Genomic DNA, 24,244 nt, shown 5'->3' on the forward strand with positions numbered 1-24,244 from the left:
AAAAACATTTAAAATAAGGGTGTCCAAAGTAGGGCAGGCGGTCAAGTCCAATTTTGGACTTGTTAGGCGTATAGATGGGCGAATTTGACGTGATTTTACTTCCGATAAAATCAAATTTTTATACAAGATTTTATGCAAAAATTGGAGGGAAATAATGAATAGAGAGACGCTAGAAAACTTGATAAATCAATGATGTATAAAATATTGCATAAATGATAAAATTGGAAGTTATGAAAAACGTTGATATATCAATGTTTTTGTTTTGTATTAACTTCTCATAGTTAGAATTATGTAAACCAAAAATGTATATTGTATTCATGATTTGTATAAGTATTTTTGAGTAGAAAGTACCCCTAATTGCCAAAATTTGCGCATAGTAAGTCATTTTACACACGCACGAAAAATTTTTAGGAAGAATTACTCAAATATTTTATATATCCCCCCTAAATATATAGTAAAATAATATTATAATATGTAATATAGGAAGGGGATTGACTTGAAAAAATTTTTATTTTTACTCATATTTACTACTTTAATTTTAGGTGGTTGCAATAAAGAAGCACAGATACAAGATTATGTAAGCAAAGCAGACAAGTACAGAAAAGAAGGAAGATTAGAGGATGCTATTTCTTTATACAATAAAGCGTTAGATATTAAAGAAGATAATAAGATTAGAAATAAATTAAGAGATACAGAAGCAGAAAAAGAAACTGTGGAAAAAGTTAAGTCGGTATTAGATACATTTGCTGAAGTAGAAAAATACTATTTGCAGGACACTGATTACATAAGCCCAACAACAATTGAAGAAGCCACTGACAAACTTCGTCCAGCGATTGATGAACTAGAACAATTAGATGGTTCCGCAGGTACCGATATTGATTCGTTTGTTAAGCAAATAAAGGATAGTTATGATTATAAGATTGTAAAAGAATATGTTGAAAGTCCTGTCACTAATGATAGTCAAACTATGGAAGATTTAGGGTTTGTATTCAGTGATTTTCAAAAATTAAATGAGGTAGGAGCAGATTTGTTTAAAATAATTGGTACAAATATCGAGAATATAGCCAATATGAAAATTCCAGATAAATATCAAAAGAATTAACTTTTAAACTACCTATTTTTTGTAGGTAGTTTTTATTTTAATATGAAAGGAATGATGGATATGACGAATCTTCAACGCTTATTTTTAGAGATAAAAGGGATTGACCTCGATCAAAACGAATTGATTGTTTATTTAGAAGAAAACGGTCTAAAAGCACATGATGAATACATTTCTTCCAGCGCAACTGCAAAACGAAATATCTATCGTACTGCGTTAAGTATCCTCGAATCAATTGCTAATAATCCAACGTTAATGAAAACATATAAAGTCGATAATGATATTACTATTTCCGATTTTCATGAAAATCTATTAAATCGCATTGACCAACTTGAACGAAAAATCCGTCAAATGAAAACAGATGAACAAGAGCAAACGGGTAATGTATTTATGTTGTTTAATTCGTGACGGAGTGACTGGAAATCACGCAGTAGGGAACGATATTTCGTTCCCCTCTTTACTTGCGTGGTAAAGAGGTATTTACTTGGTCTTTACTAAATGATGTTACTTTCGACTATACATGATGACATGATGTTACTATGAGTTCGCTTTTTTGGCGAATGATAAGGAGGTTAAAAAATGAATCCTTTTACAATAGATAATTCTGACTTTCAATTCCTTCTTGATGCAGTTGGTGAAACGGTTATCATCGACAATGTACCAAAAAAATGTATTGTAAATAATGCGAAAATCGGTGACTATGAGGAGAAATATATTTATACTCTAGATTCCATTCAACGTGGAAATGTCATTGTACATAATGAAAAAAACTATCTAATTGTGTCCGATGTGACAGAAGGGCAATATAAGAAAGCGCTCATGCGGTATTGTAATTATATTATTGAAATTGAGGGGCAGGAAGTGTGTGAAATCGTATCATACAACGATTTTGGAGAGCCAATATACGAATGTCACACAACTGAATCAATTTCTGTTCCTGCAATTATTGATAAATACACTTTCAAAATAGATGATTTTGCGCCTATTCGTGTTGCTGATAATCAGATTATCGTTACTGTACAAGATAATGAAACGAGTAAAAATAAATTCACTGTAAATGTGACATTCGATGTAATGGGGCAAACGTGGAAAGTTATTGACGTGGATTTAACAAGGAATGGATTGTTGATACTGACGTGTGAAAAATCGTAAAATTTAATATTGAAAACAGGGGATAAATTATGTACTATATATTGTAAGAAAAATTAAAGTCGTATGAGAAAATTTTTTGAATCAGAAAAAATCTTGCAGGAAAACTATTGATACATCGGTAGTTTTAAATATATTCCATTTAGTGCCATTTTAAGCACGACTCAAAATCGTGTGGGGTAGCCCCCCGTGTGGGTTCGACTCCCACCATCGGCACCATACATAACAAAAAGCCTATAAAGTCAATGCTTTGAGCAATTCAGAGCATTGGCTTTTTTGTTTTTTATCGCACTAAAGCAAAAGCCTAATCGTATGGACAACAAGACAACACGCCCATCGCTTTATTGGACACCTTTAGGATTATGTTAATCTTAAAGGGGAGGAAGTAAGTTGGCAAAAGTACGGGACTTGAAAAGGGCGGAATTAGAAAAAACTTTGCAAGAACTTTACGAAGATTTTCAGCTAGAAAACATGAAATGACAATCCGCTTTTATGAGCAAAATTTAGTACATTTCTTCCGCTTTACAGAGGAAATAGGGATTGAGTACGTTAGAGAGATTGAGAAAAAGCACATTGACAAATTTATTATGTGGCTCAAAGATAAAGGGTTAAAGGATACAACCATTAATACATATTTGAGGGCTACAAGATCATTTCTTTACTTTGCTATGAGGGAAAATTACTTAATTAAATTCGAGATTAACCTTATTAAAGCCGATAAACAGCAAAAAGAGCCATACACAGAGGAAGAAATTAAAAAGCTAATCAAAAAGCCGAATTTGAAGGAATGTGGCTTTGTAGAGCATAGAAATTGGGTATTGGTCAATTATCTTTTAGAAACAGGTAACAGGCTTAATACAGTCCTTAACCTTAAAGTTGGAGATATTGATTTAGAAAATGGAATGGTAGTATTAACGACAACGAAAAATAGGAAGGCACAATACAATCCAATTAGTGAGCATTTAGTCAAAATCCTTAAAGAATATATTAGAATGTATAGGCTTAAAAAGGATGATTATTTGTTTGTTAATGAGTTAGGCGAACAAATGACAAGGAACGCCATAGCACGGTACAACAAGAAAAGAGGCGTTCTATTCATACCTTTAGACATACTTTTGTCAAGTACTGTATAACGAGCAGGGAAGATGATGATTGTTAGGACACTCTACATTAGATGGTACGTTGAACTATATTAATTTGTACGGAACGAACTTAAAAGAAGATAACATTTTAGCCAAGTTTGTGGAAAATCCAGAGGGAAAAGAGGTTGAACGATGTTAGAAAAACGATTAGCAGAGATTAACCGAATGTATGAAAAATTGTCCATTCTAACACTAAGCAAGATGAATATAACTATGCTTTAGCAAAGCTGATGACACAAATGGAAATAGAATTTAACATACCCGCTTTAAACAATAAAGAGTTTGAGCAAAAGAATAGAGCGGTTATCGCTCTTTATAGAAACGTTGTTTTCTTTAACAACCTAATGCATTATTGTGAGGTGCATAAAAAGGATTAAATCTTATAAGTAAACTCCTTGTAAAGTTAATTAAATAATATGAACTATAAACCGTACAACTGCCATCGCTAAAAGTAAATATACGAACCAATCCAATACGTTTCTATTTGTATTTTTGCTCATTTAATTATCACCTCTTTACAAAAAAAGTAAATTGTAAAATCATTATAACCTAACTTCTTACTGTTGCACTATATTTCTTTTTATTTAATAGCAAAAAGAGCCTATAGAAAAATATCCATGATTAGGACTATTTAATTATCGGTATGGGCGGTTGATAAAGCCGCTCTTTTTCTTTTGGCTTTACTATCGTTAGTTGTTGGTTTTCAACCAAATGTTATCTTTTTTGTACTTAATTTTATTAACTCTCGAACCCATTATACGGTTAAGAAGGGGGCCAATCGTACAATAAGGATAAAAGAAGCCATCCATTGTAGGACAGCTCTCTATTTACATAATTACCGATATAGAAGGATCATTTTTTGTCTTGTAAATTCCTTTGCAGTGCATTTATTTTCTCTTCTAGGAGAATTGTAAAATGTTCTCTTCCTTCCTTACCTGTTGCAGTAATATATAGAGGTTCACCAAATATAAGACAGGCTTTTTTTCTAAGGAAGAGTTCCTTTAAATTATTCGGCCCTATATATGCTGCCGGTATAATTGGGACTTTTGAACGCTGTGCGATTGTAATTGCCCCTTGTTTTAAAGCGACTTGTTCATCGGTTCTTGTTCCGCTTGGAAATATTCCAACAACCTCTCCTTTAGATAAGAGATGATGTGGAATTTTTAGCACACTTGGTCCAGGGTTTTCTCGGTCAACAGGAAAGGCATTTAATTTTTTTAATAACCATGCTATTGCCTTATTTTTGAAAAGCTCCTTCTTCGCCATATAATGTATCTTGGTTGGTAAGAGTGATGTACCTAGATAGAGAACATCAACCCATCCTGTATGTGTGCAAGCTATTACATAACCACCACTTTTGGGAAGATGTTGCTTGTTATAAACGTGTATTTTTCCAAATATACGCAAGATGCTTTTTAAGAAATATCCAATAAAATGATACAATTTTCTCCCTCCTATATCTCCAATATGTCCTTATTGTATTAAAATAAAGTAACTATTAGAGATAACGCACGCGATAGTGGTTCAGTAACTTTAAAATTTGTTTTACTTCTGCATCTTTCTTCTTAGTAGTAACAATCTTTTAGAAAAAAGCCTTTTAAAAATAAATTATTAAGAAATTTTAAAGAGTCCAATTGATAAGTAATCCTGCGTGTGCTAAACCACCTCCGAAGCCATATAATAAAAGCTTATTACCATTTCTAATTTTCCCTTCACGTACACCTTTATCTAATGACAATGGTATTGTTGCTGATGAAGTATTTCCGTAATCCACCAAGCTATATAATGTTCGCTCAATAGGAAACTCGCTTCTTTCACATATAGACTCAATCATTCTTAAATTTGCGCTATGCGGGACAAACCAATCAACATCTTTTAAATCTATTGCAGTGTTTTTCATAACAGATTGCATACCTTTTGGTACAGTATTAACAGCCCACTTGTAGACCTCACGACCGTTTTGAACAATATAACCACTATCTATTAAGTCTTCACCGTTCATACGTTTAGATAGATTTGTACAATATAACTTATTTCCATTTTCTCCTTCTGAACCTAAATATGAAGAAATAAAACTTGGTTGTTGTTCATCATATTCAACGAGAACTGCTCCTCCACCATCTCCAAATAGTACACAGGTTGTTCTGTCTTTATAATCAGTAATTTTAGATAATGTATCAGCTCCGATAACAAGAATTTTCTTGTTTAAACCAGATGTTATCAATCCATTGGCTACATACAACCCATAAGTAAATCCTGCACAAGCAGCATTTAAATCAATAGCACCTGTGTTCTTAATACCTAACTTTGCTTGAATTAAAGAAGCCACGCTCGGAGTTTTGAAATCAGGAGTTAATGTACAGACGATAATCATATCAACATCATCGACTGATTTATCGTATCGTTCCATTAAATTCTTTACAGCTTGATAACTTATATCACTTGTAAACTCTTCTTCATGTGCTATTCTTCGTTCTTTAATACCAGTACGTTTAACAATCCATTCATCGTTTGTTTCGACTAGTTCTTCTAAATCGTGATTTGTTATCCTTCTTTCTGGAACATACGAACCTATTGCAGTAATACGTGCTGTGGATTTAAACATAGAAAAATCACCTCGCTTTATGACTTGTATCTATTTTATCACTTATTACTATGACCTGGTAATAATTTCGGGTAAAAATTTACTCTATGTAAAGAATTTTTTCACATATCTTCTAGCTGTCTTGGCCACATTCGTGGCACCACAGATTAAGAAAGAAATTCTGTTCTTTCATGTAAGACCTCCATATCGTGCTTACGGCACCAGCAAATGATGAAAATCCTAATTTTCAAGAAAGAGCCATTGTGGCAATCGGTCATCCATTACTCAAAATGATGTATCATCTCCTCATGCGAGAAGAAAAATATCAAGAGTTTTAGAGAAGAATACTACAAACAAAGAACGATTAGAGGCAAAAAAGAAAAAGGCTATAAAAAGCCTTCAAAAGTCGTGATATACCATTGTGGTTTCCTAGGTCACAAGAAATCGAATAACACATAAGGAATTTTTAAAAACGCTTTTAAAGATCCTCTAGTTTCATATTGCCTAAATTCAGGGTATATTATTAACTCTCCAATAGTAGGTTTATCAATCGTTGCATTGATTGTAAAATCCATTTCTTTTTATGGTAAACCAATTGCAAATACACTTTTATTTCTGGGGAAGAAAGGGGAATGCAAGCTAGTTCTCCTTTTTTTATTTCTTCATCTACAGTCATTAGCGGTAAAAAAGCGATTCCAAGGTTATATGATACACAGCGTTTAATTGCTTCTATGCTTTCTAATTCAATAGAGTATTCAAGTCGTATTGCATGACTATGATATAATTTTTCTATGATTTCACGATAACTACATCTCGGCTCTGTAACAATCAGCTTTTCACCATTTAAATCCTTGATGCTTACATGGTCGAATCGAACCAAATGGTGGTCTGGTTTCGCAACTAAAACCAATGGTTCTTCTTTTATTGTGATAACATTTAAGTCAGGGTCTTCTTGTTTTTGATCAAGTATGATGGCTAGATCATACTTACCTTCTTTTATCCCTTTTAATAAATCTTTGCAAATCCCTTGTTGAAGCAACAAGTTGACCTTCGGGTGTTTATTTTTGAAAGCTTGTAAATACGGTGGAAGATAAAAACCTGCAATCGATTCGATTGTACCAATGGACAAAGTTCCAGAAAGCTCAGTTTGCTCCGAAAGATTTTGTTTGGCTTCCTCCAGCAAGCTAATAATTTTGTTTGCATATTCTAACAATTGTACGCCTGCTTGGGTTAGTTTGATTTTTCCTCCCCAACGTTCGAATAAAATAACCCCAAATTCTTCCTCTAACTTTTTGATTTGCGTAGTTACGCTTGATTGAGCATATCCCAACATTTCCCCTGCTTTCGTAAAACTGTTCCATTTAGCCACTTCACGGAACGTTTGTAAATAATCCACATTCATCCCCATCTTGACTCCTATCAAAAATATTGATTTACGGTATCAATTATTATCAATAACACCTATGACCGAATATTTGTAAAATTCATTATAACAGAAATTTTATATAAAGGGAGGACTTTTAATGAAAACAAGCAAGATAAAAACCTATGCTCTTCTTTTTTTAACTACAACCATTTGGGGAGGGGCTTTTATTGCGGGAAAAATTGCAACTGAAAGCTTACATCCAGTCGCAGTTGCCTTTTTCCGCTTTTTTGGAGCAAGCCTCATTTTATTTCCTTTGATGTGGTGGAAAGAACCGAAACAACCAGTTCCGACGAAAAAGGACTGGGGAATGTTTGCGTTGCTTGGTCTTACGGGGATTTTTTTGTATAACATTTGTTTTTTTATAGCAACTAAATATGCACCTATTGTAAAAAGTTCTTTGGTGATCGCTGTAAATGCTCCTTTAATCACGCTATTTTCAGCTATTTTCTTGAAAGAGGAAATAAGCTGGAAGGATATACTTGGAGTGATAACAGCTCTATTTGGTGCTTTATATATCATAACGAATGGACAATTGAGTGTTATTTTGGAACTTGGGTTTGCTCCGATTGATTTGGTTTTAATTTCTGCCTGTCTAAGTTGGAGTATTTATTCAGTGATTGGAAAGGTTGTCATGAAAAAATACAGTCCATTAACTGCAACTACCTATGCAACAGGCTTCGGAACGATATTGTTATCTCCCTTAGCTATTTACTATACCTCTTTGAATTCAATAAAAAGCAGTGGATGGGAGGTCTGGTTAAGCGTACTATATGTAGCTATTATTGTTTCTGCTATTAGCTTTGTTTGGTGGTATAGGGGTATACAAAATGTTGGAGCATCAACAGCATCTGTATTTATCAATGTTATGCCTATATCTGCAACAGTTATGGGAACTGTATTTTTTCATGAACCATTGACAATAACCCATGGTATAGGGGCATTGTTTGTGTCTAGTGGAATCCTTTTTATAATTTATAGTAATTATAGTAAACAAAATAAAGAAAAAAGTATACTGTCGTATAACAAAGAGGAACCAATATGATTGGTGCAATTGCTTCTTCATTTGTTCGATAATGTGGCAGATAACGGTGAAGGAGGTTTTGTTGTTCTTTCACTAATGAAAGCATTACTTCAAGAAGCAGGAAGTAATGCTTTTCTCGTTGAAGTAAAGGGGAGTTTAGTAAAAAATATTCGGAGATATACGTTCGATTGGAGGAATTTAATTGATGATGATCAAAAATGAAAAAGATATCATTCAACTGATTAAAGAAGACGAGTGGATGATGAATATATTAAGAGCAGTAAAATCATTAAATTTACCTGATTGGTGGGTCTGTGCTGGATTTGTTCGTTCGAAAATATGGGATACGTTACATGGCTTTAAAGAAAGAACTCCTATTCCAGATATTGATGTTATCTATTTTGATGATACCAATATGGACGAATTAGAAGAAAAGAAGTTCGAAATTAGGTTAAGAAATATTCTTCCTAACATTCCTTGGTCAGTGAAAAATGAGGCAAGAATGCACATTGTTAATAACATTCCTCCTTATTCATCTTCCGTAGATGCTATATCAAAGTTTCCAGAAACAGCCACATCTTTAGGTGTAAAATTAGACGAAATGAATGACATCATTTTGGTTGCTCCTTGGGGAGTGGATGATGTGATTAACTTGGAAGTAAAACCGACACCCTATTTTCAAGAATCAAAAGAACGAGCACAAATTTACGAAGAACGGATAATAAAAAAGAACTGGAAAGATATTTGGTATAAGGTTAACGTTTTTCATATTGACACTTCTTATTAAACGCTCATGTAAGAACAGCATTTCTTATACAATCTGTGGCGCTACGTTCATAGCACGGTTAGCTAATAGGCAGTTTAGTAGAGCAAAAAAGAGTAATAAGGTTAAAGAACTATTGGGAAAAGTTTATGTTTTAGCTATGAGTTGAGGTGAAATGAATGATTTTGGATTTAAAAGGCGAACCAAAAATGGAACCTATTGTAGGTATGCTGTTTTCGATGGTTGATGGTAATTATAAACGATTAAAATCTATTGTTGCAGGTATGTCTCAGGAAGAATTAGATTATAAAGGTCCAAATCAAGCATATAATAGCACGGCACAATTAATAAGACATTTAGCATATGTGGATCTTAAGTGGGTTTATAGAATCAAGGGTGATCCAGTACCAAAGTTGCTTGAAGAAAAGTATGGGCCAATGTTCGATCAAAACAATCAACTTCCTTTAATTTATGGAATTTCATTGGAAACACTTCTTACTGACTATGATGATGTATTCAATATGTTTCAGTCTGTTTGTTATCAGTTAACTGACAGTGAATTGGATAAAATCGTTGAATATGAAAGCGGAAAAAAAGCAACGATTCGCTGGGGAATTTGGCATATCGCAGACCATAATCGATACCATCAAGCTCATATTAATCAACTTCGTAAATGGTATAAAGCGGAGAAAAATAAGGTGACGGGAACGTTTCAATAAGAACCAAAGAAATCGCCTAAATTTGCTCTTAAAACAACATAAAGTACTGTGAAATCAGTTGGTTAAAGATGCAACAATTAGTTAATGAATGTATTTCAGAAAAACGGTATCGTGTAACTGCTGAATAAACTGGTTCTGATACATATTTGGTGAGACGCTGCAATACAATTATAAAAATATCTAACATGAAGGGAATGCAAATCTGTATTCCCTTGCATTTATTCATTATCGACAAGAAATTCTTTTATAGATTCTTTAAAACTAAAGATTTCAAGTATAGGATAGTTTTTTTGAGAAATATTGATACCGTATTCAGGTGAGCTTTTTTGGCTTGGCTTATCATAATTTCTATCTACAAATACTTCATTCGGCACTTCCCAAGCTCTTGCTGGTATCAGAAATATGTCTGGCAGTTTCCCAACTTCAAAAATTAATAGAGTTAGATACAAATTTTTATTAGTTATATCGAACTTGCTCTTTGGTATAAAGACATAGCCTTTTCCTCTTAACGACTTTACTTGTATTTCACAAAACCGGCCGTTTTTATCTTTAACGATAAAATCGACACCATGGTCATCTACTTCTGTCGTATAGACTTCTAATCCATACGAAGCAAACTCCATTTTTGCAAAATATTCAGCATATCTTCCTAATTGTAAAGAACTGAGCTTTGTCCAATCTGTATTTGGCATAGTGTACCCCCTACTGCTCTCTTTTTTATCATAACATAAAATGGTTATATAAGTGAAAATACGGAAATGGATGAATGAGGGATTACCAGAAATGGAGAATAAGAGAGTTATTTTTGTCATATTGCTGGGAGAATGATAAATGGGCTGATTTAGTATATGAAAAGTTGAGGGAATCTGAAGGAATCGAAATGAAAAGAGACAAAAGGGAAATCGATTATTCTGAAGATATTGAAGAGTTTATGGACAGTATTAGGAATGCATGTATGAAGTTTCTCCAATTATCAAGGACTACGATTATGTAGATAAGATTACGCCTATTATTGAGAATACATCGATTTATAGTGTAGAAAGCAGGATGAAATACAGATTACTTGACCGAAGAAACACTAATATATACTTGATTCGAGAGTTTAAAAAGTAAAAAAATTCCAAGTGATATTAAAAAGTTAAAATTAGTGAAGGAGATGAAAAAATGATTATAAGAGAAGCAGCTCTATCTGATGCAGAAGGTATAGCTAAAGTACACGTTGATTGTTGGAGAACCACCTATAAAAATATTATCTCTGATGATTTCTTAAATAAACTTTCATACAAACAGAGAACAAAACTATGGGTTCAAAATATTTCAAGAGAAGATAATTATGTATATGTTGCGGAAAATGAAGAAGGGCAAATCATCGGCTTCACAGATGGGGGGAAAGAGAAATCAGGAAAATATCCGGGTTATGATGGAGATGTAACCTCCATTTATATCTTAAAAGAGTACCAAGGCTTGGGAATAGGTAGGAAATTATTAAGGCAGCTCTTTAAAAAATTCATCAGTTTAAATATACGCTCCTCCATTGTATGGGTGTTAAAAGATAATAATTCTCGTTTTTTCTATGAGAGATTGGGAGCAAAAATAGTGGTTGATAATGAGCTTATAAAAATTGGTAACGATAATTTAAAACTAATGGCTTACGGATGGGAAAGTATTGATAAAGTATAGTATTGAATAAATTCATGGTGCTGCAAAACTAGAGTAAAAACTCAAAATTACGCATGAGAATGCATAACTGCATATGTGTTAATAGGACAGCAACTATCACACAGAAAATTTTGAAAAAATTAAATTAATAACTACTGATTAATCTTATTCTGGAGATGATGAAAATGGGGAAAGTCAAAGTTTATCATTACGATGCATTCAGCAATGAACCAAATATGGGAAATCCAGCAGGTGTAGTCTTAGATGGAGACCAACTTACCGAAAAGGAAATGCAAGAAATCGCGTTAAAAGTAGGCTTTAATGAAACAGCTTTCCCTCTTAAATCTGATAAAGCCGACGTTAGAATTCGTTATTTTACACCCGGACACGAAATGAATCTATGCGGTCATGCAACAATGGCTACGATTTATGCATTAAAAACAAAAGAATTACTAAAAGAAAAAAGCGAGTTAACCATAGAAACGAAAGCAGGAATCCTCCCAATAAGAATAAATCGAAATTCGCAAAACGAAATAGAGATAACGATGAAACAAGCATCTCCACAATTTAAAGAATTTCATGGATCCATTGAAGAATTAGCCTTTTCAATAGGGCTGAAAAAAGACGATATTGAACCGAACTTACCGATTTTATACGGAAGTACAGGTGCTTGGACTCTACTAATTCCAATAAAAACCCTAATTGCTTTCAAAAGAATGAAACCAAATAATAAGCTCTTCCCAAGTATATTGAAAGAAATGCCAAGGGCTTCTGTCCACCCTTTCTGTTTAGAAACTTATGATTCAAATGCACATATGCATGCTCGACATTTTTCTTCGCCTTTCTCTGGCACGATTGAAGACCCAGTAACAGGAACTGCTTCTGGGGTAATGGGCGCATATTATGCAAAATATATCGCAGATAATAACATATTAAACCTTTTAATTGAACAAGGTCAGGAAATTGGAAGAGATGGAAGAGTAAAAGTAAGTGTGATGAAAAATAAGGATTCATATGAAGTAGAAATTACAGGTAAAGCTGTTTTTGTAAAAGAGATTGAAGTTCATATTTAGTTAGTAAGGTTTCTTGTTTCACTCCCATAGAAGAACCAAATTTTTTTGTAACTGTGGTGCTGCGAAATGCAGCATGGGAGGCTAACGGGAAGCGATAGCTGAACAAGAAAAACATGAGTAAATTATTTTAGGCTGTTCCTAATAAAGAAAAAAGGACCCAGAAACATATTTATCATTGCTGTTTGGACAAAACTTATTTCACTAATAGGCAGGTTAGTTCAATAACGTAATCATGTAATCTTTTTTCAATTAGAATAATAGTAATTATTATTGAGGAGTTGACGGTATGAATAAAATTCTTTTACACCTAGAAGGGGCAGCTATCTTATCGTTAAGTCTTTATTTTTACTCTTATAATCAATTTAGTTGGCTTTTATTTTTCTTTTTGTTATTAGCTCCAGATATATCAATGCTAGGGTACTTACTCAATAATAAGGCTGGTGCAGTGCTTTATAACTTATTTCATACATATAGTTTACCAATTGGAGCTGTTATCTTAGGGGTATTGTTATCAAACGAAGTTGTTTTAGCGATAGGTTTAATATGGTCGGCCCATATTGGAATGGATAGGATGATTGGCTATGGATTAAAATATCCAACACATTTTAAAGACACGCATTTAAATCGCGTTTAAATAAACTATTCAGCTAAAGGGGACGAGGGTCTTACCCTTTGGCAAGTAGATAATAAAAAGGCCTAAGCGACCAGTGTAGTGTATTTCGGTATTCAATTGGGGCACAGTGGTTGAAATCGTTCATGATTGTAAAACCATATGTAGTTGTCAATGGCTTGATAGAGTTCTTGCTCTGTTTTATTCTGAGAAAGTGCAACATTTTTGTTTTGAGAGGCAAAAAGAAGGACTCGATGCAAGTGTTATCAAGCAGTTTTCTTTGTAAGAGTGGCTACCCATCAGGTCAAGTTTTTCTATTCGTTTGTTGTACTGCTTTGGCGTGTGTTGGGACCCTTGATCAGAATGAAGGATGGTTCCATGCACGTCTTTTTTTAGCTAATTCCTCTACAGTGTCTATCACAAGTATGGTCTTATTGTTATACAGATCTTGAATAGCAGAAAGACAAAAGAAGCAGGTGCCCAATGCGATGTAGGTCATATTCTGCTACATACATACCATCTGCTCTAAATTCTCGGCTCAGCCGACTAGGGAAATAACAGACAGCTGCTTTCCGAAATAGCGCTGTTTTTTTAATCAAGGATTGCGTCTTCATTTCTTTCATAAGTCTTAGACTCGCTTGTGATGAATTTCAAAGCGAATTGCATTCTTGGATAACAATTAAAAAGAACGAGAACGGTGAAAAGCTAACATGTTACTCCTTTAAGTATATGATCTCTTTGTTGTTGTGTTTTTTCTTCCTCTCTGCACTTATGATATTTTTTGAACTATATCTTCTTTTGAGGACAACTTGGGATTCCTAATTCCTCATTCCCATCCATGAGCTCTTTGCTTGAATTTCTCAGTATAACTATGAAATTTTTGTCCTTTTTCGTGCCATAAAAACTCCTCTGCAAGTATAGTGGAACATCCAACGATTAAAAGTGGGATTTTTACACTGTCTTTTTAGAGGGGGATATCAATTAGCTGGACTTTTTCACTAAACTTTTAAATTGCTTTGCAATCTGATATACTCTATATAGTAATGATAATCATTATCAATTATAAGGTTTTTCTACGAAAATCTTGTTAAAAAAATAGTTGTATGCCATGGACAGGATACACAACGTTCTCGAAAAGCTTTTCAACGGAAGTCGAAGGGCTTATTTGCATTGAGATGATGCAGAAACAGATAAGGACGGTGAGAGCATATGATTCACCAAGAAACAGTTAAGCAGGAAGTCATTGATTTTTCGTTGGATGGCTTGTTTTTTCGACTTCGGGATATGGAATTTGTTAAAGGGGACGGCAATTGGCAGATCGAGCAGCATCTCACTGGTTCTCATGTCCTTTTTGTCGTGACAAACGGACGAGGACGATTGATGCTGGACAGTAGTGAATGCCGGTTGCGGCAGGACACTGTTTATGTGTGTGCTCCTGGAGAAACTTACGGAGCCGAAGCAGAAAATCCGGATGGGCTGAAGATGTTTCTTTTTAAGTTCGACGTGTTTCGGGTAACGGAACAAAGATATGAGCGCGTGCAAGGTATGAAAGAAGAGCATTTATTCCCGTTGAAGGGAGAAATCCAGGTTTCTCCTGCTGGACAGCTTGCTTCCTTGTGCGATGAGATTTACCGTCATTGGCATAGCGAAGACGGGCTGGAACGCTTTCGCAGTCAACTCACTTTTCAGGAATTGCTCTATTACATTATGAAAAACCGCCGCCTTCTGTCAGGGGAGTCGCGAACGGCGCTGGAGTCAGCGAAGGACTATATGGAAAGTTATTTTAACGAGAATTTGACGATTGAGCAGTTGGCACGCATAGCTAAAATCAGCCCTAAGTATTTTGTGGATTTGTTTAAAAAAACGTACGGGATCAGCGCCATCGATTATTTGACCGAGCTGCGGATCAACAAGGCTAAGCAACTCATGGCGCAATCTGATGCTAAGCTGCGGGACATTGCCCATCAGGTCGGTTACCACGATGAATTTTATTTCAGTCGCAAATTCAAGAAGAAAGTGGGAGTCGCGCCTACGGTTTATATGAAAAGCCGCCGTCGTAAAATCGCAGCCTATAGATCTCCTATTACCGGCCAATTGCTTGCTCTCAAGATTATTCCCTATGCTGCGCCGCTTCATCCGAAATGGACCGCCTATTACTATAAGATGTATCGCACGGATATTTCCGTACATCTCAGCGCTTACCGCCAAAATCAACATTGGGAGTCCAACATCGAAACGCTTTTCCATGCCCGTCCAGATGTTGTGATCAGCACGGATGAGTTGGATGCCAGAGAGAAAGAGCGGCTTGAACAGATTGCCCCCATCTTTTATGTGCCGTGGATGGAGAAGAATTGGCGGGAGCAACTGCTGCTGACAGCTGAATTTTTAGGTGAAACAGGAGAAGCGGAGCATTGGCTTAAAACCTATGACCGGAAGGTGAACCTTGCAAGAGCTCGGTTAAAACGCGAGGTGAGGGACGACACTTTCCTCATTGTACGGATCTCAAAACAAAATTTATATGTTCACTGTAACCGCAGCATGTTTGAAGTATTTTATCATGATTTGCAGTTGGCTCCCGCGTATTGTTGTGATCGTTCCGTCTATGATCAGCAGATCACGATCGAACAGTTGGCTGAAATTGATCCCGATCGACTTCTCCTGTTGGTCCGGCAAGAAGATGAAACATTGGCCTATTGGAAAACATTGCAATATTCCATACCATGGCAGGAATTGAAAGCGGTTCGGAGCAACCGAGTTTATTTGATTCCTTCGGATCCATGGGTGGAGTATTCTGCATGTGCACATGACCGGATCATCGACGAGTCATTGAAGCTTTTTTCTGGAGATTGTCCAAAATGAATTCCGGATACCGTCCATGGTCAGAAAAAAAGAGCCTAGTTTATAATCATTAATGATAATCATTATCAATAGAAGAAATTGAGAGGGGGACTTTAGACCTATTATGAAAAGGAAATGTCTTTATTTTAGTCTTATTGCTTTACTCATTCTAATATTGACAGCTTGCGGTGCGAAACAATCATCTGCACCAGACAAAGCTGCGGAAGGGAACTCGACAAGCAGCACGACAGAGCAAGAAAAGAAAGCTGATGCAAATGAAACAAGAACCATCCATTACCTTGGAAAAGATTATACGGTTCCCGCAAAAGCGGAAAGAATTGTGATCGCCGGCAGTATGGAAACGATGGAAGACGCGCTTGTTCTGGGAGTTAAACCGCTTGGCGGCATCACGGTCGGCGGCAAGTTTCCGGACATGTTCAAGGAAATTACAGGTTCCACCGTATCCATTGGAGAAAAAGCACAGCCTAATATAGAAACTATACTGAAACTGAAACCAGATGTCATCTTTGCTACTACGAAATTCCCGCCGGATGTCATCGGAAAATTGGAGAAAATCGCTCCGACCATTCCGGTTTCTCATATATCGACAAATTGGGAAGCGAATCTGCATCTTCTTGCGGAATTGACAGGTAAGCAAGACATCGCTGAGAAAGCATTGCAGAAGTATAAGGATGATGTCGCAGCGGCGAAAGCGCAGTTAGGTGATCGACTAAAAGATAAAAAAGTCGTCATAGTTCGCATCAGAGGCGGCAATATCATGATTTATCCAGAAGATGTATTTTTCAATCCTTCGCTGTACATGGATTTGGGCCTGACGGCACCACAAGAGATCAAAAACGCCAAAGCGCAGGAAATGATCTCTCTAGAAAAATTTAGTGAAATGAATCCAGATTATATCTTTGTGCAGTTCTCTGAGGACGAGAACAAGGATCAGCCTAATGCACTCAAAAACTTGCAAAACAATCCGATTTGGCAAAGCATCAATGCAGTCAAAAATAACAAAGTGTTTGTGAACGTTGTTGATCCGCTCGCGCAAGGCGGTACGGCATGGAGTAAAATCAATTTCTTGAAAGCGGCTGTGGAGAAGCTGGGCAATGAATAAAACAAGGCGGTAGCATAAATATGCGATCAAAGATTTTTTTGCCGGCTTTCATACTATGGCTCTCCCCGATTGTGATGGTGTTCATCATCATTGCATCTATTCTATATGGAGCGAAAAATATAGACTGGACGACGGTTTGGGATGCGTTTTTCCACTTTGATCCGGACAATGTGAACCATCAAATCGTGATGCATTCCCGGCTGCCAAGGGTGATCGGAGCGCTTCTAATCGGAGCGTTCCTAGCCATATCTGGGGCCATCATGCAAGGAATGACAAGAAACTATCTTGCGTCACCTTCTATTATGGGGGTTTCTGACGGATCGGTTTTTGCCATTACACTTTGTATGATTTTGGCGCCGGGAGCCTCTTCTTTGGATATGATCATGTATTCATTTGGCGGCTCGATGTTTGCTGTGGGCATCGTCTTCGGGTTAGCGTCACTCTTGCCGGATGGAATGTCTCCAGTTCGAATGGCGATCATCGGCACCATCATCGGAACGTTTCTGAGCAGTGTTTCAGCCGCCATGGCCTCCTATTTTCAAGTTTCACAAAACATCAGTTTTTGGTACAATGCCCGGCTGCACCAGATGGATCCCGGTCTGATCAAACTCGCGGTGCCTTTTGCACTGGTCGGTATCGCGATCGCGCTCTTTATTTCCAAATCGATCACGATTCTCTCATTGGGCGAGGACGTGTCCGTGAGCTTGGGACAGAGAACGATGCTGGTCAAGGCGATGGCTGTCTCCAGCGTCGTCATTTTGACCGGCATTTCCGTCGCACTGGCTGGTAATATCGGATTCGTGGGCCTGATCATTCCCCATATCACCCGGTTTTTGGTTGGTGTTGATTATCGGTGGATTATTCCTTGCGCCGGCGTTCTCGGAGCCATCTTTCTGGCTCTGTCTGATATCCTCAGCAGGTTCTTGAACTATCCGTTTGAGACACCGATCGGGGTCGTCACTTCCTTGATTGGTGTGCCTTTCTTCCTCTATTTAATTTACAAGAGAGGAGGAGGGAAACATGCCTAAAAACTCGGCGGGACGCTATTGGACAGTGCTGCTTATAAGTTTCGGAATTGTGCTAGTTGCGATTTATGTCAGTCTGACGAATGGCGTATTTGACATGACGGTCATAGACGTGCTGAAGACCCTGTTGCGAATCGATCCAGTTCCGGATCACGATTTGGTCATTTTCGACTTTCGGCTGCCACGCATTGTAGTTGCCGCGCTCGTCGGGTTCGGTCTCGGTGTCGCGGGAGCTGCGATACAAGGGATAAGCAGAAACGGGCTAGCTGATCCTGGGATTTTGGGCATTAACGCGGGAGCGGGAGCCGCGATTGTCATTTTTATGTTTTTCTTTGAGGGGCGAATAGCGGGAAGTGGATGGCTGTCTATCTTGGCAATGCCGTTGTTCGGATGGATTGGCGGATTGGGAGCCGCCGTTTTGATTTACTTTTTTGCCTGGCGGAACGGGAGATTGGATCCCCAGCGTCTGATCTTAGTTGGGATCGCAGCAGGCTCCGGACTAGGGGCTTTATCTTTATACTTATCCCTAAAAATGAATCCGCAGGACTTCGAGATGGCGACGGTATGGCTCACAGGAAGCATTTGGAACGCCAATTGGCAATATATCGTTTCGATGTTGCCATGGCTTGTCATTTTAGTTCCTATTATCATCAGAAAATCGTATATTCTGGACCTGCTTCAATTGGGGGAAGACAGTGCGAAAAGCTTAGGAGTCTCCACGGAAAAAGAAAAAAATGTATTGCTTTTAAGCAGCATTGGCATCGTGAGCGCGTGTGTGTCCGTGTCTGGAAACATCGGATTTGTCGGCCTGATAGCGCCCCATATTGCCAAGCGTTTGATCGGCATCCATCATCATCGGGTCATTCCTGTATGCGGAACCATCGGTATGCTTTTAGTCATCGTTTCCGATTTTATTGCCAAAACCGTCTTTTCCCCGATCGAGCTGCCTGTTGGGATTGTCATTTCTATCATTGGTATCCCTTATTTCGTGTACTTGTTGTTTAAAACCAAAGTGTAGGAAGAAAAAGGCCTTGTTCATAAGGTGAAATGGAGGATTGTTATGGAACTTAGCCAATTGTTGAGAGAACGTCGTTCGGTTCATACCTTCGAAGATCGTCCCGTATCTCCCGAACTTGTGATGGAGCTACTTGAAACCGCCATTTGGGTGCCCAATCATCGTATGACGCAACCGTGGCGTTTCATTCTCACCTATGGCGAAGGACGCAGGAAGATTGCCGAGGCTGTACGGAAAATCAAAGAGAGAAAGGAACCCGACCCGAGCAAAAAGAAAGAAGTTGGACAGAAGTTTTATGACAAAATCATGTCCATTCCGATGATTTTGACTGTTCTGATGAAGGAAGATCCCAATCTGATTGTCAGGGAAGAAGATTATGCGTCGACCAGTTGCGTGATCCACAACTTCAGTTTGTTGGCTTGGGAAAAGGGAATCGGATTGGTGTGGGAGACGTATGGGTGGTTGCATGAATCCATATTCCGTGAAACAATGGGCATCCAGCCCGGTGAAAAAGTGGTGGGCAATCTTCATATCGGCTATCCTGCCAAGATTCCGCCTGCACAGCCAAGGATTCCTGCGGCTCATTTGATCACTGTCTTCGATCAAGCTTGATGATTGGATCCGTCATGATTACTATAAGGAGAACGATATGAACGGCACATTGGTTAAGGAGTTCTTTGAAGGAAGGGAACTCTTCATCTATCTCCCTCCCTCTTATGAAACAAGTCGAGAGAAATTCCCGGTTGTTTATGTTCAGGACGGCGGAGACTTATTCGATCCTCACCAGAACAATTCCTTGGTGCGATTGGAGCGCATGTTTGCTTGCGGCGAACTTGGAGAGCTTTTACTGGTTGGCATTGAGCCGAAAAATCGATTGGATGAATATACGCTGTGGTATGCGAAAGCTTTATCTGATAAATATGCCGATTTTGGCGGCCAGGGCTTCAACTATCTGTCGTTTCTTGTGGAGAAATTAAAACCTTATATTGATAGAGAATACAAGACGGACAGTCGCCGGCAGCAAACGGGAATGATCGGGGCGTCACTCGGAGGACTGATTTCCATTTATGCCGCTTATTTGTACCCCAATGTGTTTGGTAAAATCGGTTCAATATCAGGATCGTTTTGGTACGAAGGTTTCATCGATTTTATGCAATCGAAAACTATCGATTCCAGACTGAAAATTTATATGGATGTGGGAAGTATAGAGGGAATTGAGAAGCAGAACATCCAGAAAGAAATGGTTTCAAGAACGAAAGAAGCCTATACCATATTGATGAATAACGGATTGACCAGAGAAAGATTGCAGTTTGTGCTTGAAGAAGGAACACCGCATGCCCGCATATTTTTTTCAAGACGATTCCCTCGAGCGGTGAAATGGTTATATTCGAACGAAACAGTGAGTTAAAGATTCTGCCTGCGATGTTGTCTGTCCGCCAACAATCATCGCGTACAAATAAATAAGATTTAGAGGAGGAATTAGCGGTGGCTCGCAAAAAAATTGAACAGGCTGCAATGATGGTCAAGGATACCGCTGGCCGTGAGGTTACAATACCTCGGACAGAACAGCGCGTGATGCATTCGCGCGCTGGGAACCGCGAATATCGAATCTTTGTGGCCAAACCTGATGGAGAGCCGCCTCCCTCGGGATTTCCGGTCATCTATTTGCTGGATGCCAATGCTGTATTCGGAACGATGGTGGAGGCGATGCGCGTGCAAGCATGTCGTCCCGAAAAGACGGGGGTCTTTCCAGCTGTGATCGTCGGTATCGGTTATCCGACGGAAATGCCGTTTGCTCCTGCACGCTTCTATGATTTTACTCTGCCGGTATCCGCTGCTGAACTGCCTTCCAGACCCGACGGAACCGCATGGCCGGAACTAGGAGGAGCAGAAGTTTTTTTAAAATTTATTGAAGAGGAATTGAAGCCGGAGATAGAATGCGAGTTCAAAATTGACAGCGAGAGGCAAACGCTCTTTGGTCATTCTCTTGGGGGACTTTTTGCGCTGCATGTGCTTTTCACGAAGCCGACTGCCTTCCGGACGTATATCGCAGGAAGCCCATCCATTCATTGGAACAAACGACTTCTTCTCGAAGCGGAGCAACAATTCGTGTCACGCTTGGAACGGGAAACGCTAAACGTTGAAATCTTACTGGCAGTGGGAGAGTTGGAGAAGAGTCATAAAAGCCGCATAAATGACAACGCGAAGGAGCTTGCAGAACGCTTGTCCGCCTTCGCCGACCGAGGAGTGTACGTGGAGTTCAAGGAATTTGAGGGTGAGGGCCACGTATCGGTATTGCCGGCCTTGATCAGCCGCGCTGTGCGGTTTGCATCGAGAAGGTGAAGGAGCCAAAGGATGATTAAAGTGCCACGACTGACAGCAGAAGGAGGATCGCAGCAGGTGATGTGTAGCGTAATGCCCGTGATCTGAGGAGTTTTCTTATTGCGTACAAAAAATCTAATTTAAAGCAATACCCCCGCGTCATATCGGATACGGGGGGGTTGTCATATTGACACTGGTTCTTTAATATCCTGAATGTTTAAAAACCAATTGTAACAGTCAGAATAGACATTGCTATTTCTTCTTATTATATTGAAATGATGTTTGAATGTATTTTGTTAATAAATATTTATTTATCGTTCTATCTATAAATTTTCTTAATCTAATGCATGTATTAGTTTAAGAATTGAAAAAATTTTCGATTTATTATAAAATGGTAAAAAACTGGGGGTATGATTAGTGAAAAAGAAAATATTGTTATTTTCGTCTATCTTTACAGTGTGTATATCAACTTATCTATATTTTAATTCTCCGAATGTTCATCAGACTATTAAAAAAGCAGATACTGATTTATATCAAACTGTTGAACGTAATAAAGAATGGGTTATTGTTTTTGACGAAGGAATCAATGAATCGTTGCTAAATAGTGATAACATCTACGTTTTAGACGAAAGAAATAACTATATTCCTGTAAAAATCCAACGCGAGAATAATGTAACGATAAAAATTCTTCCTCCTAAAGAGGGGTATAAAACGGGAAGCAATTACTATTTATTCATAAACAAGGAGTTAGACTTAAAAGACTTAGGTAAAGACACACAACAAAAAGAATATAAAATTGCCTTTAAGGTTGACAAAAATGTATAGTTTTCAATAAAAAAGAGCCTAACGACTAAAGTAAACTGTCCGTTAGTCAAATAAGAAAAGCAGGTTCTTTTGATGTTAGCATAAAAAGCGGATGCGGAGAACAGGGAGGAGGATGTATAAGCATATAGAAAAAAATCGCATGTATTGCTGTTATTTTTTGTGAAGAGGAGGTTTCTCCTTATTATGGGCAGGGAAGTACATTTTGACAAAGCAGAACTTACATTAAAGCTAACAGGAATTTTGAGTTTTTTTGCTTTAAAGCGAAAAGTAAAAATACCTTATTGTACAATTAAAAGTGTATATGTAGACTATTTTGATGCTCCTCGGTGGATGCTTAGGATGCCTGGGACTTCCATATCTCCTCTAGAGATCTATGAGGGGAGCTTTAAATATGCTAATGAATGGTATTTTCTTTCTTATGAACTCAGAGAGCCTCTTGTAATTATTGAGTTGGAAGGGCACGAAAAATATAATTATGTTATATTTCAGATTAAAGATCCTATAAGTATTGCCTCAGAAATTAGAAAACGGATAAGAAATTTGGAATAAACGATTTCTAAAATGTACTCTTCCTATTTCACTTCTATGTAGGAACAGAATTTCTTGTATCATCTTTGAGGCCATGAAATGTAGCATGGGTGGTTAACGGAAGCGATCGAAGAACAATAGAAAACGCTTGATTTTTGGAAATTACCCAAGGTCCTTACCTATGTTAAATGGTCAATGAAATGATATATTTTTTATGGTGTTATTTAAGAGTTTGTACTCTAAAACAGAATCTTATTTCTAGTTAATTATTTCAATAGAGAAAAAAGTCTTGACCGAAAATGAGATAAATTATATAATATCTATCGTCAGCACGAAAGTTCGAATCGTTTTCGGTAATCATTGATCTAAAGGTGAGAAGAAGGAAAAGAACCTTTGGTATAAAAGGTTTTTAGTAAGTGAAGGGATACAACAGTACCATTTTGACAGGGTAGACCTGTTTTTTATTTTCATTTTCCGTCGACATATTTCGAGCTTTTTTGCGGGTGTAGTTTAGTGGTAAAACCTCAGCCTTCCAAGCTGATGTCGTGGGTTCGATTCCCATCACCCGCTCCATGATGCATAAAATACATAGGGGGCAACGCAGTGTTTCGTTTCTAAGGGAGAACGGGGCATTGCGTTTTTTATTTTATTACAAAATGATTTGATGAAAAGCTTCTCCTCCGTGAATTTGTATAAACATGCTTTGAATAGAATTAACGAGTTTTTCGCATTGTTCTTGTTTCATAGATGGCAATAAATAGACAAATTGTATTGCGTTTTTTGTCTCTTGAGTGACGGAGGTTCTCTCTGAATCGACAATAGGGCTTCCGAACGGTCCAAGTTCGTCTTTTGTCACGAGTTTGCGGGCAAAATTGACCGTACGACCATTGATAGCGATATACTCGTCGCGATCAGTACCAATGTCGATGGAAATATTTCCTTGCAATTTGTCTAAGTCATAAATGCCGATCGGGATTTTATAATAAAGAGAGAAGAAATTGTTCACATCGGCCGCTGAATGAATCGACGGGATAAAGTTTTGCTTTTGAATGCGCCGATATAAACTTTCCGAAGATGGACGGTATCGGCTTGGATCGGTGCCAATGGCTTTAAAAGCTGCGCGCCATTCTGCTAATTCAGGAATGTCAGCAATAGGAGTGTCTTGTAAGTCAAAATAAATGGATTCCTGGAAAAGCTGCAATCTTCCTTTTAACATTTGCGGAGAGTGATCAACAACGATATTGTTGTAAATAATGACTCCCGCTTTAAACGGGGGCAGTGCTTGTTTAACCGCTGCTGAGACAACGATTTCCATTTTCTCAC

The 24,244-nt window shown here is 37.6% G+C and carries 28 protein-coding genes and 1 tRNA gene; 23 read left to right on the forward strand and 6 right to left on the reverse strand.

Going from position 1 to position 24,244, the window contains the following annotated elements:
• The first annotated feature begins 496 nt into the window (after positions 1-496).
• The 5 genes from ISX45_RS18710 to ISX45_RS19990 all read left to right on the forward strand — a co-directional run bounded on the left by ISX45_RS18710 (position 497) and on the right by ISX45_RS19990 (position 3,529).
• Complete coding sequence (locus ISX45_RS18710; RefSeq protein ID WP_194519630.1) at positions 497-1,102, forward strand: tetratricopeptide repeat protein; 606 nt, start codon at positions 497-499, stop codon at positions 1,100-1,102.
• Positions 1,103-1,162: 60 nt separating this feature from the next.
• Positions 1,163-1,507 (forward strand): hypothetical protein, encoded by a 345-nt coding sequence (locus tag ISX45_RS18715; protein ID WP_194519631.1) that lies wholly within the window; start codon positions 1,163-1,165, stop codon positions 1,505-1,507.
• Between the two features lie 171 nt (positions 1,508-1,678).
• The gene (locus ISX45_RS18720; RefSeq protein ID WP_194519632.1) at positions 1,679-2,251 is read left to right on the forward strand and encodes an Ig domain-containing protein; all 573 of its coding nucleotides are present in this window, start codon (positions 1,679-1,681) and stop codon (positions 2,249-2,251) included.
• A gap of 473 nt (positions 2,252-2,724) precedes the next feature.
• On the forward strand, positions 2,725-3,381 hold the full coding sequence (locus tag ISX45_RS18725; protein WP_194519633.1) for a tyrosine-type recombinase/integrase: 657 nt from the start codon (positions 2,725-2,727) through the stop codon (positions 3,379-3,381).
• Positions 3,382-3,400: 19 nt separating this feature from the next.
• Positions 3,401-3,529 (forward strand): hypothetical protein, encoded by a 129-nt coding sequence (locus ISX45_RS19990; protein ID WP_258561123.1) that lies wholly within the window; start codon positions 3,401-3,403, stop codon positions 3,527-3,529.
• Positions 3,530-4,242: 713 nt separating this feature from the next.
• Here ISX45_RS19990 and ISX45_RS18730 read toward each other — a convergent pair.
• The 3 genes from ISX45_RS18730 to ISX45_RS18740 form a co-directional block, all read right to left on the reverse strand.
• On the reverse strand, positions 4,243-4,833 hold the full coding sequence (locus ISX45_RS18730) for a lysophospholipid acyltransferase family protein (protein WP_181557517.1): 591 nt from the start codon (positions 4,831-4,833) through the stop codon (positions 4,243-4,245).
• Positions 4,834-5,011: 178 nt separating this feature from the next.
• A complete protein-coding gene (locus ISX45_RS18735; protein ID WP_194519634.1) occupies positions 5,012-5,995 on the reverse strand; it encodes a ketoacyl-ACP synthase III in 984 nt (327 codons plus the stop codon).
• A gap of 502 nt (positions 5,996-6,497) precedes the next feature.
• Positions 6,498-7,382 (reverse strand): LysR family transcriptional regulator, encoded by an 885-nt coding sequence (locus ISX45_RS18740; RefSeq protein WP_194519635.1) that lies wholly within the window; start codon positions 7,380-7,382, stop codon positions 6,498-6,500.
• A 115-nt stretch (positions 7,383-7,497) separates the two neighbouring features.
• On the opposite strand from ISX45_RS18740, the gene ISX45_RS18745 reads away from it, so the two are divergent.
• The 4 genes from ISX45_RS18745 (at position 7,498) to ISX45_RS18760 (ending at position 9,903) form a co-directional block, all read left to right on the forward strand.
• Positions 7,498-8,442 carry a DMT family transporter gene (locus ISX45_RS18745; RefSeq protein WP_194519636.1) on the forward strand — a complete coding sequence of 315 codons (945 nt, stop codon included), beginning with the start codon at positions 7,498-7,500 and terminating at the stop codon, positions 8,440-8,442.
• Positions 8,443-8,445: 3 nt separating this feature from the next.
• Positions 8,446-8,643, forward strand: coding sequence for a hypothetical protein (locus ISX45_RS18750; protein WP_228485738.1), 198 nt, complete (start codon positions 8,446-8,448; stop codon positions 8,641-8,643).
• Positions 8,627-9,208 (forward strand): nucleotidyltransferase family protein, encoded by a 582-nt coding sequence (locus tag ISX45_RS18755; RefSeq protein ID WP_194519637.1) that lies wholly within the window; start codon positions 8,627-8,629, stop codon positions 9,206-9,208. The genes ISX45_RS18750 and ISX45_RS18755 overlap by 17 nt, the downstream gene beginning before the upstream one ends.
• Before the next feature lie 155 nt (positions 9,209-9,363).
• Complete coding sequence (locus tag ISX45_RS18760) at positions 9,364-9,903, forward strand: DinB family protein (protein ID WP_181557610.1); 540 nt, start codon at positions 9,364-9,366, stop codon at positions 9,901-9,903.
• A 218-nt stretch (positions 9,904-10,121) separates the two neighbouring features.
• Here ISX45_RS18760 and ISX45_RS18765 read toward each other — a convergent pair whose 3' ends face one another.
• Positions 10,122-10,595 (reverse strand): DUF4365 domain-containing protein, encoded by a 474-nt coding sequence (locus tag ISX45_RS18765; RefSeq protein WP_181557609.1) that lies wholly within the window; start codon positions 10,593-10,595, stop codon positions 10,122-10,124.
• A 74-nt stretch (positions 10,596-10,669) separates the two neighbouring features.
• Between ISX45_RS18765 and ISX45_RS18770 the strand changes: the two genes are divergently transcribed.
• The 4 genes from ISX45_RS18770 to ISX45_RS18785 all read left to right on the forward strand — a co-directional run bounded on the left by ISX45_RS18770 (position 10,670) and on the right by ISX45_RS18785 (position 13,269).
• Positions 10,670-10,897 carry a toll/interleukin-1 receptor domain-containing protein gene (locus ISX45_RS18770; protein WP_194519638.1) on the forward strand — a complete coding sequence of 76 codons (228 nt, stop codon included), beginning with the start codon at positions 10,670-10,672 and terminating at the stop codon, positions 10,895-10,897.
• A 170-nt stretch (positions 10,898-11,067) separates the two neighbouring features.
• Positions 11,068-11,583, forward strand: coding sequence for a GNAT family N-acetyltransferase (locus ISX45_RS18775; protein ID WP_194519639.1), 516 nt, complete (start codon positions 11,068-11,070; stop codon positions 11,581-11,583).
• A gap of 164 nt (positions 11,584-11,747) precedes the next feature.
• Entirely contained in the window at positions 11,748-12,635 is an 888-nt protein-coding gene (locus ISX45_RS18780; protein WP_194519640.1) for a PhzF family phenazine biosynthesis isomerase, read from the forward strand.
• A gap of 286 nt (positions 12,636-12,921) precedes the next feature.
• Complete coding sequence (locus ISX45_RS18785; RefSeq protein WP_194519641.1) at positions 12,922-13,269, forward strand: DUF4260 domain-containing protein; 348 nt, start codon at positions 12,922-12,924, stop codon at positions 13,267-13,269.
• 92 nt (positions 13,270-13,361) lie between these two features.
• Here ISX45_RS18785 and ISX45_RS20385 read toward each other — a convergent pair whose 3' ends face one another.
• Positions 13,362-13,505 carry an IS3 family transposase gene (locus tag ISX45_RS20385; protein ID WP_194519642.1) on the reverse strand — a complete coding sequence of 48 codons (144 nt, stop codon included), beginning with the start codon at positions 13,503-13,505 and terminating at the stop codon, positions 13,362-13,364.
• Positions 13,506-14,454: 949 nt separating this feature from the next.
• On the opposite strand from ISX45_RS20385, the gene ISX45_RS18795 reads away from it, so the two are divergent.
• From ISX45_RS18795 to ISX45_RS18840, 10 genes are all read left to right on the forward strand, one after another.
• A complete protein-coding gene (locus ISX45_RS18795) occupies positions 14,455-16,104 on the forward strand; it encodes an ABC transporter substrate-binding protein (RefSeq protein WP_194519643.1) in 1,650 nt (549 codons plus the stop codon).
• 100 nt (positions 16,105-16,204) lie between these two features.
• Positions 16,205-17,206: an iron-hydroxamate ABC transporter substrate-binding protein gene (locus ISX45_RS18800; protein ID WP_373367426.1), complete on the forward strand. Its 1,002-nt coding sequence runs from the start codon at positions 16,205-16,207 to the stop codon at positions 17,204-17,206.
• A 20-nt stretch (positions 17,207-17,226) separates the two neighbouring features.
• Positions 17,227-18,234, forward strand: a complete 1,008-nt coding sequence (locus tag ISX45_RS18805) for a FecCD family ABC transporter permease (RefSeq protein ID WP_194519645.1) — start codon at positions 17,227-17,229, stop codon at positions 18,232-18,234.
• Entirely contained in the window at positions 18,227-19,249 is a 1,023-nt protein-coding gene (locus ISX45_RS18810) for a FecCD family ABC transporter permease (RefSeq protein WP_194519646.1), read from the forward strand. The genes ISX45_RS18805 and ISX45_RS18810 overlap by 8 nt, the downstream gene beginning before the upstream one ends.
• A 42-nt stretch (positions 19,250-19,291) precedes the next feature.
• Positions 19,292-19,858 (forward strand): nitroreductase family protein, encoded by a 567-nt coding sequence (locus ISX45_RS18815; protein WP_194519647.1) that lies wholly within the window; start codon positions 19,292-19,294, stop codon positions 19,856-19,858.
• Positions 19,859-19,895: 37 nt separating this feature from the next.
• Positions 19,896-20,654: an alpha/beta hydrolase gene (locus ISX45_RS18820; protein ID WP_194519648.1), complete on the forward strand. Its 759-nt coding sequence runs from the start codon at positions 19,896-19,898 to the stop codon at positions 20,652-20,654.
• Between the two features lie 77 nt (positions 20,655-20,731).
• Entirely contained in the window at positions 20,732-21,589 is an 858-nt protein-coding gene (locus ISX45_RS18825) for an alpha/beta hydrolase (protein ID WP_323744650.1), read from the forward strand.
• 396 nt (positions 21,590-21,985) lie between these two features.
• Positions 21,986-22,393 carry an Ig-like domain-containing protein gene (locus tag ISX45_RS18830; RefSeq protein WP_194519649.1) on the forward strand — a complete coding sequence of 136 codons (408 nt, stop codon included), beginning with the start codon at positions 21,986-21,988 and terminating at the stop codon, positions 22,391-22,393.
• Positions 22,394-22,576: 183 nt separating this feature from the next.
• Positions 22,577-22,942 (forward strand): hypothetical protein, encoded by a 366-nt coding sequence (locus tag ISX45_RS18835; protein WP_194519650.1) that lies wholly within the window; start codon positions 22,577-22,579, stop codon positions 22,940-22,942.
• 478 nt (positions 22,943-23,420) lie between these two features.
• Positions 23,421-23,494, forward strand: a tRNA-Gly gene (locus ISX45_RS18840).
• A gap of 76 nt (positions 23,495-23,570) precedes the next feature.
• Here ISX45_RS18840 and ISX45_RS18845 read toward each other — a convergent pair.
• Positions 23,571-24,236, reverse strand: coding sequence for a B3/B4 domain-containing protein (locus ISX45_RS18845; protein WP_181555561.1), 666 nt, complete (start codon positions 24,234-24,236; stop codon positions 23,571-23,573).
• Positions 24,237-24,244 lie beyond the last annotated feature (8 nt).

This window comes from Thermaerobacillus caldiproteolyticus (assembly GCF_015326725.1).
Lineage (GTDB): Bacteria > Bacillota > Bacilli > Bacillales > Anoxybacillaceae > Thermaerobacillus > Thermaerobacillus caldiproteolyticus.

What these genes read in the sequence shown, in the direction of transcription:
- ISX45_RS18715 (WP_194519631.1), top strand. Translation starts at nt 1,163, where the DNA reads ATGACGAATCTTCAACGCTTATTTTTAGAGATAAAAGGGATTGACCTC.
- ISX45_RS18720 (WP_194519632.1), top strand. Translation starts at nt 1,679, where the DNA reads ATGAATCCTTTTACAATAGATAATTCTGACTTTCAATTCCTTCTTGAT.
- ISX45_RS18725 (WP_194519633.1), top strand. Translation starts at nt 2,725, where the DNA reads ATGACAATCCGCTTTTATGAGCAAAATTTAGTACATTTCTTCCGCTTT.
- ISX45_RS18735 (WP_194519634.1), bottom strand. Translation starts at nt 5,995, where the DNA reads ATGTTTAAATCCACAGCACGTATTACTGCAATAGGTTCGTATGTTCCA.
- ISX45_RS18740 (WP_194519635.1), bottom strand. Translation starts at nt 7,382, where the DNA reads ATGGGGATGAATGTGGATTATTTACAAACGTTCCGTGAAGTGGCTAAA.
- ISX45_RS18745 (WP_194519636.1), top strand. Translation starts at nt 7,498, where the DNA reads ATGAAAACAAGCAAGATAAAAACCTATGCTCTTCTTTTTTTAACTACA.
- ISX45_RS18755 (WP_194519637.1), top strand. Translation starts at nt 8,627, where the DNA reads ATGATGATCAAAAATGAAAAAGATATCATTCAACTGATTAAAGAAGAC.
- ISX45_RS18760 (WP_181557610.1), top strand. Translation starts at nt 9,364, where the DNA reads ATGATTTTGGATTTAAAAGGCGAACCAAAAATGGAACCTATTGTAGGT.
- ISX45_RS18765 (WP_181557609.1), bottom strand. Translation starts at nt 10,595, where the DNA reads ATGCCAAATACAGATTGGACAAAGCTCAGTTCTTTACAATTAGGAAGA.
- ISX45_RS18770 (WP_194519638.1), top strand. Translation starts at nt 10,670, where the DNA reads ATGAGGGATTACCAGAAATGGAGAATAAGAGAGTTATTTTTGTCATAT.
- ISX45_RS18775 (WP_194519639.1), top strand. Translation starts at nt 11,068, where the DNA reads ATGATTATAAGAGAAGCAGCTCTATCTGATGCAGAAGGTATAGCTAAA.
- ISX45_RS18780 (WP_194519640.1), top strand. Translation starts at nt 11,748, where the DNA reads ATGGGGAAAGTCAAAGTTTATCATTACGATGCATTCAGCAATGAACCA.
- ISX45_RS18785 (WP_194519641.1), top strand. Translation starts at nt 12,922, where the DNA reads ATGAATAAAATTCTTTTACACCTAGAAGGGGCAGCTATCTTATCGTTA.
- ISX45_RS18795 (WP_194519643.1), top strand. Translation starts at nt 14,455, where the DNA reads ATGATTCACCAAGAAACAGTTAAGCAGGAAGTCATTGATTTTTCGTTG.
- ISX45_RS18805 (WP_194519645.1), top strand. Translation starts at nt 17,227, where the DNA reads ATGCGATCAAAGATTTTTTTGCCGGCTTTCATACTATGGCTCTCCCCG.
- ISX45_RS18810 (WP_194519646.1), top strand. Translation starts at nt 18,227, where the DNA reads ATGCCTAAAAACTCGGCGGGACGCTATTGGACAGTGCTGCTTATAAGT.
- ISX45_RS18815 (WP_194519647.1), top strand. Translation starts at nt 19,292, where the DNA reads ATGGAACTTAGCCAATTGTTGAGAGAACGTCGTTCGGTTCATACCTTC.
- ISX45_RS18820 (WP_194519648.1), top strand. Translation starts at nt 19,896, where the DNA reads ATGAACGGCACATTGGTTAAGGAGTTCTTTGAAGGAAGGGAACTCTTC.
- ISX45_RS18835 (WP_194519650.1), top strand. Translation starts at nt 22,577, where the DNA reads ATGGGCAGGGAAGTACATTTTGACAAAGCAGAACTTACATTAAAGCTA.
- ISX45_RS18845 (WP_181555561.1), bottom strand. Translation starts at nt 24,236, where the DNA reads ATGGAAATCGTTGTCTCAGCAGCGGTTAAACAAGCACTGCCCCCGTTT.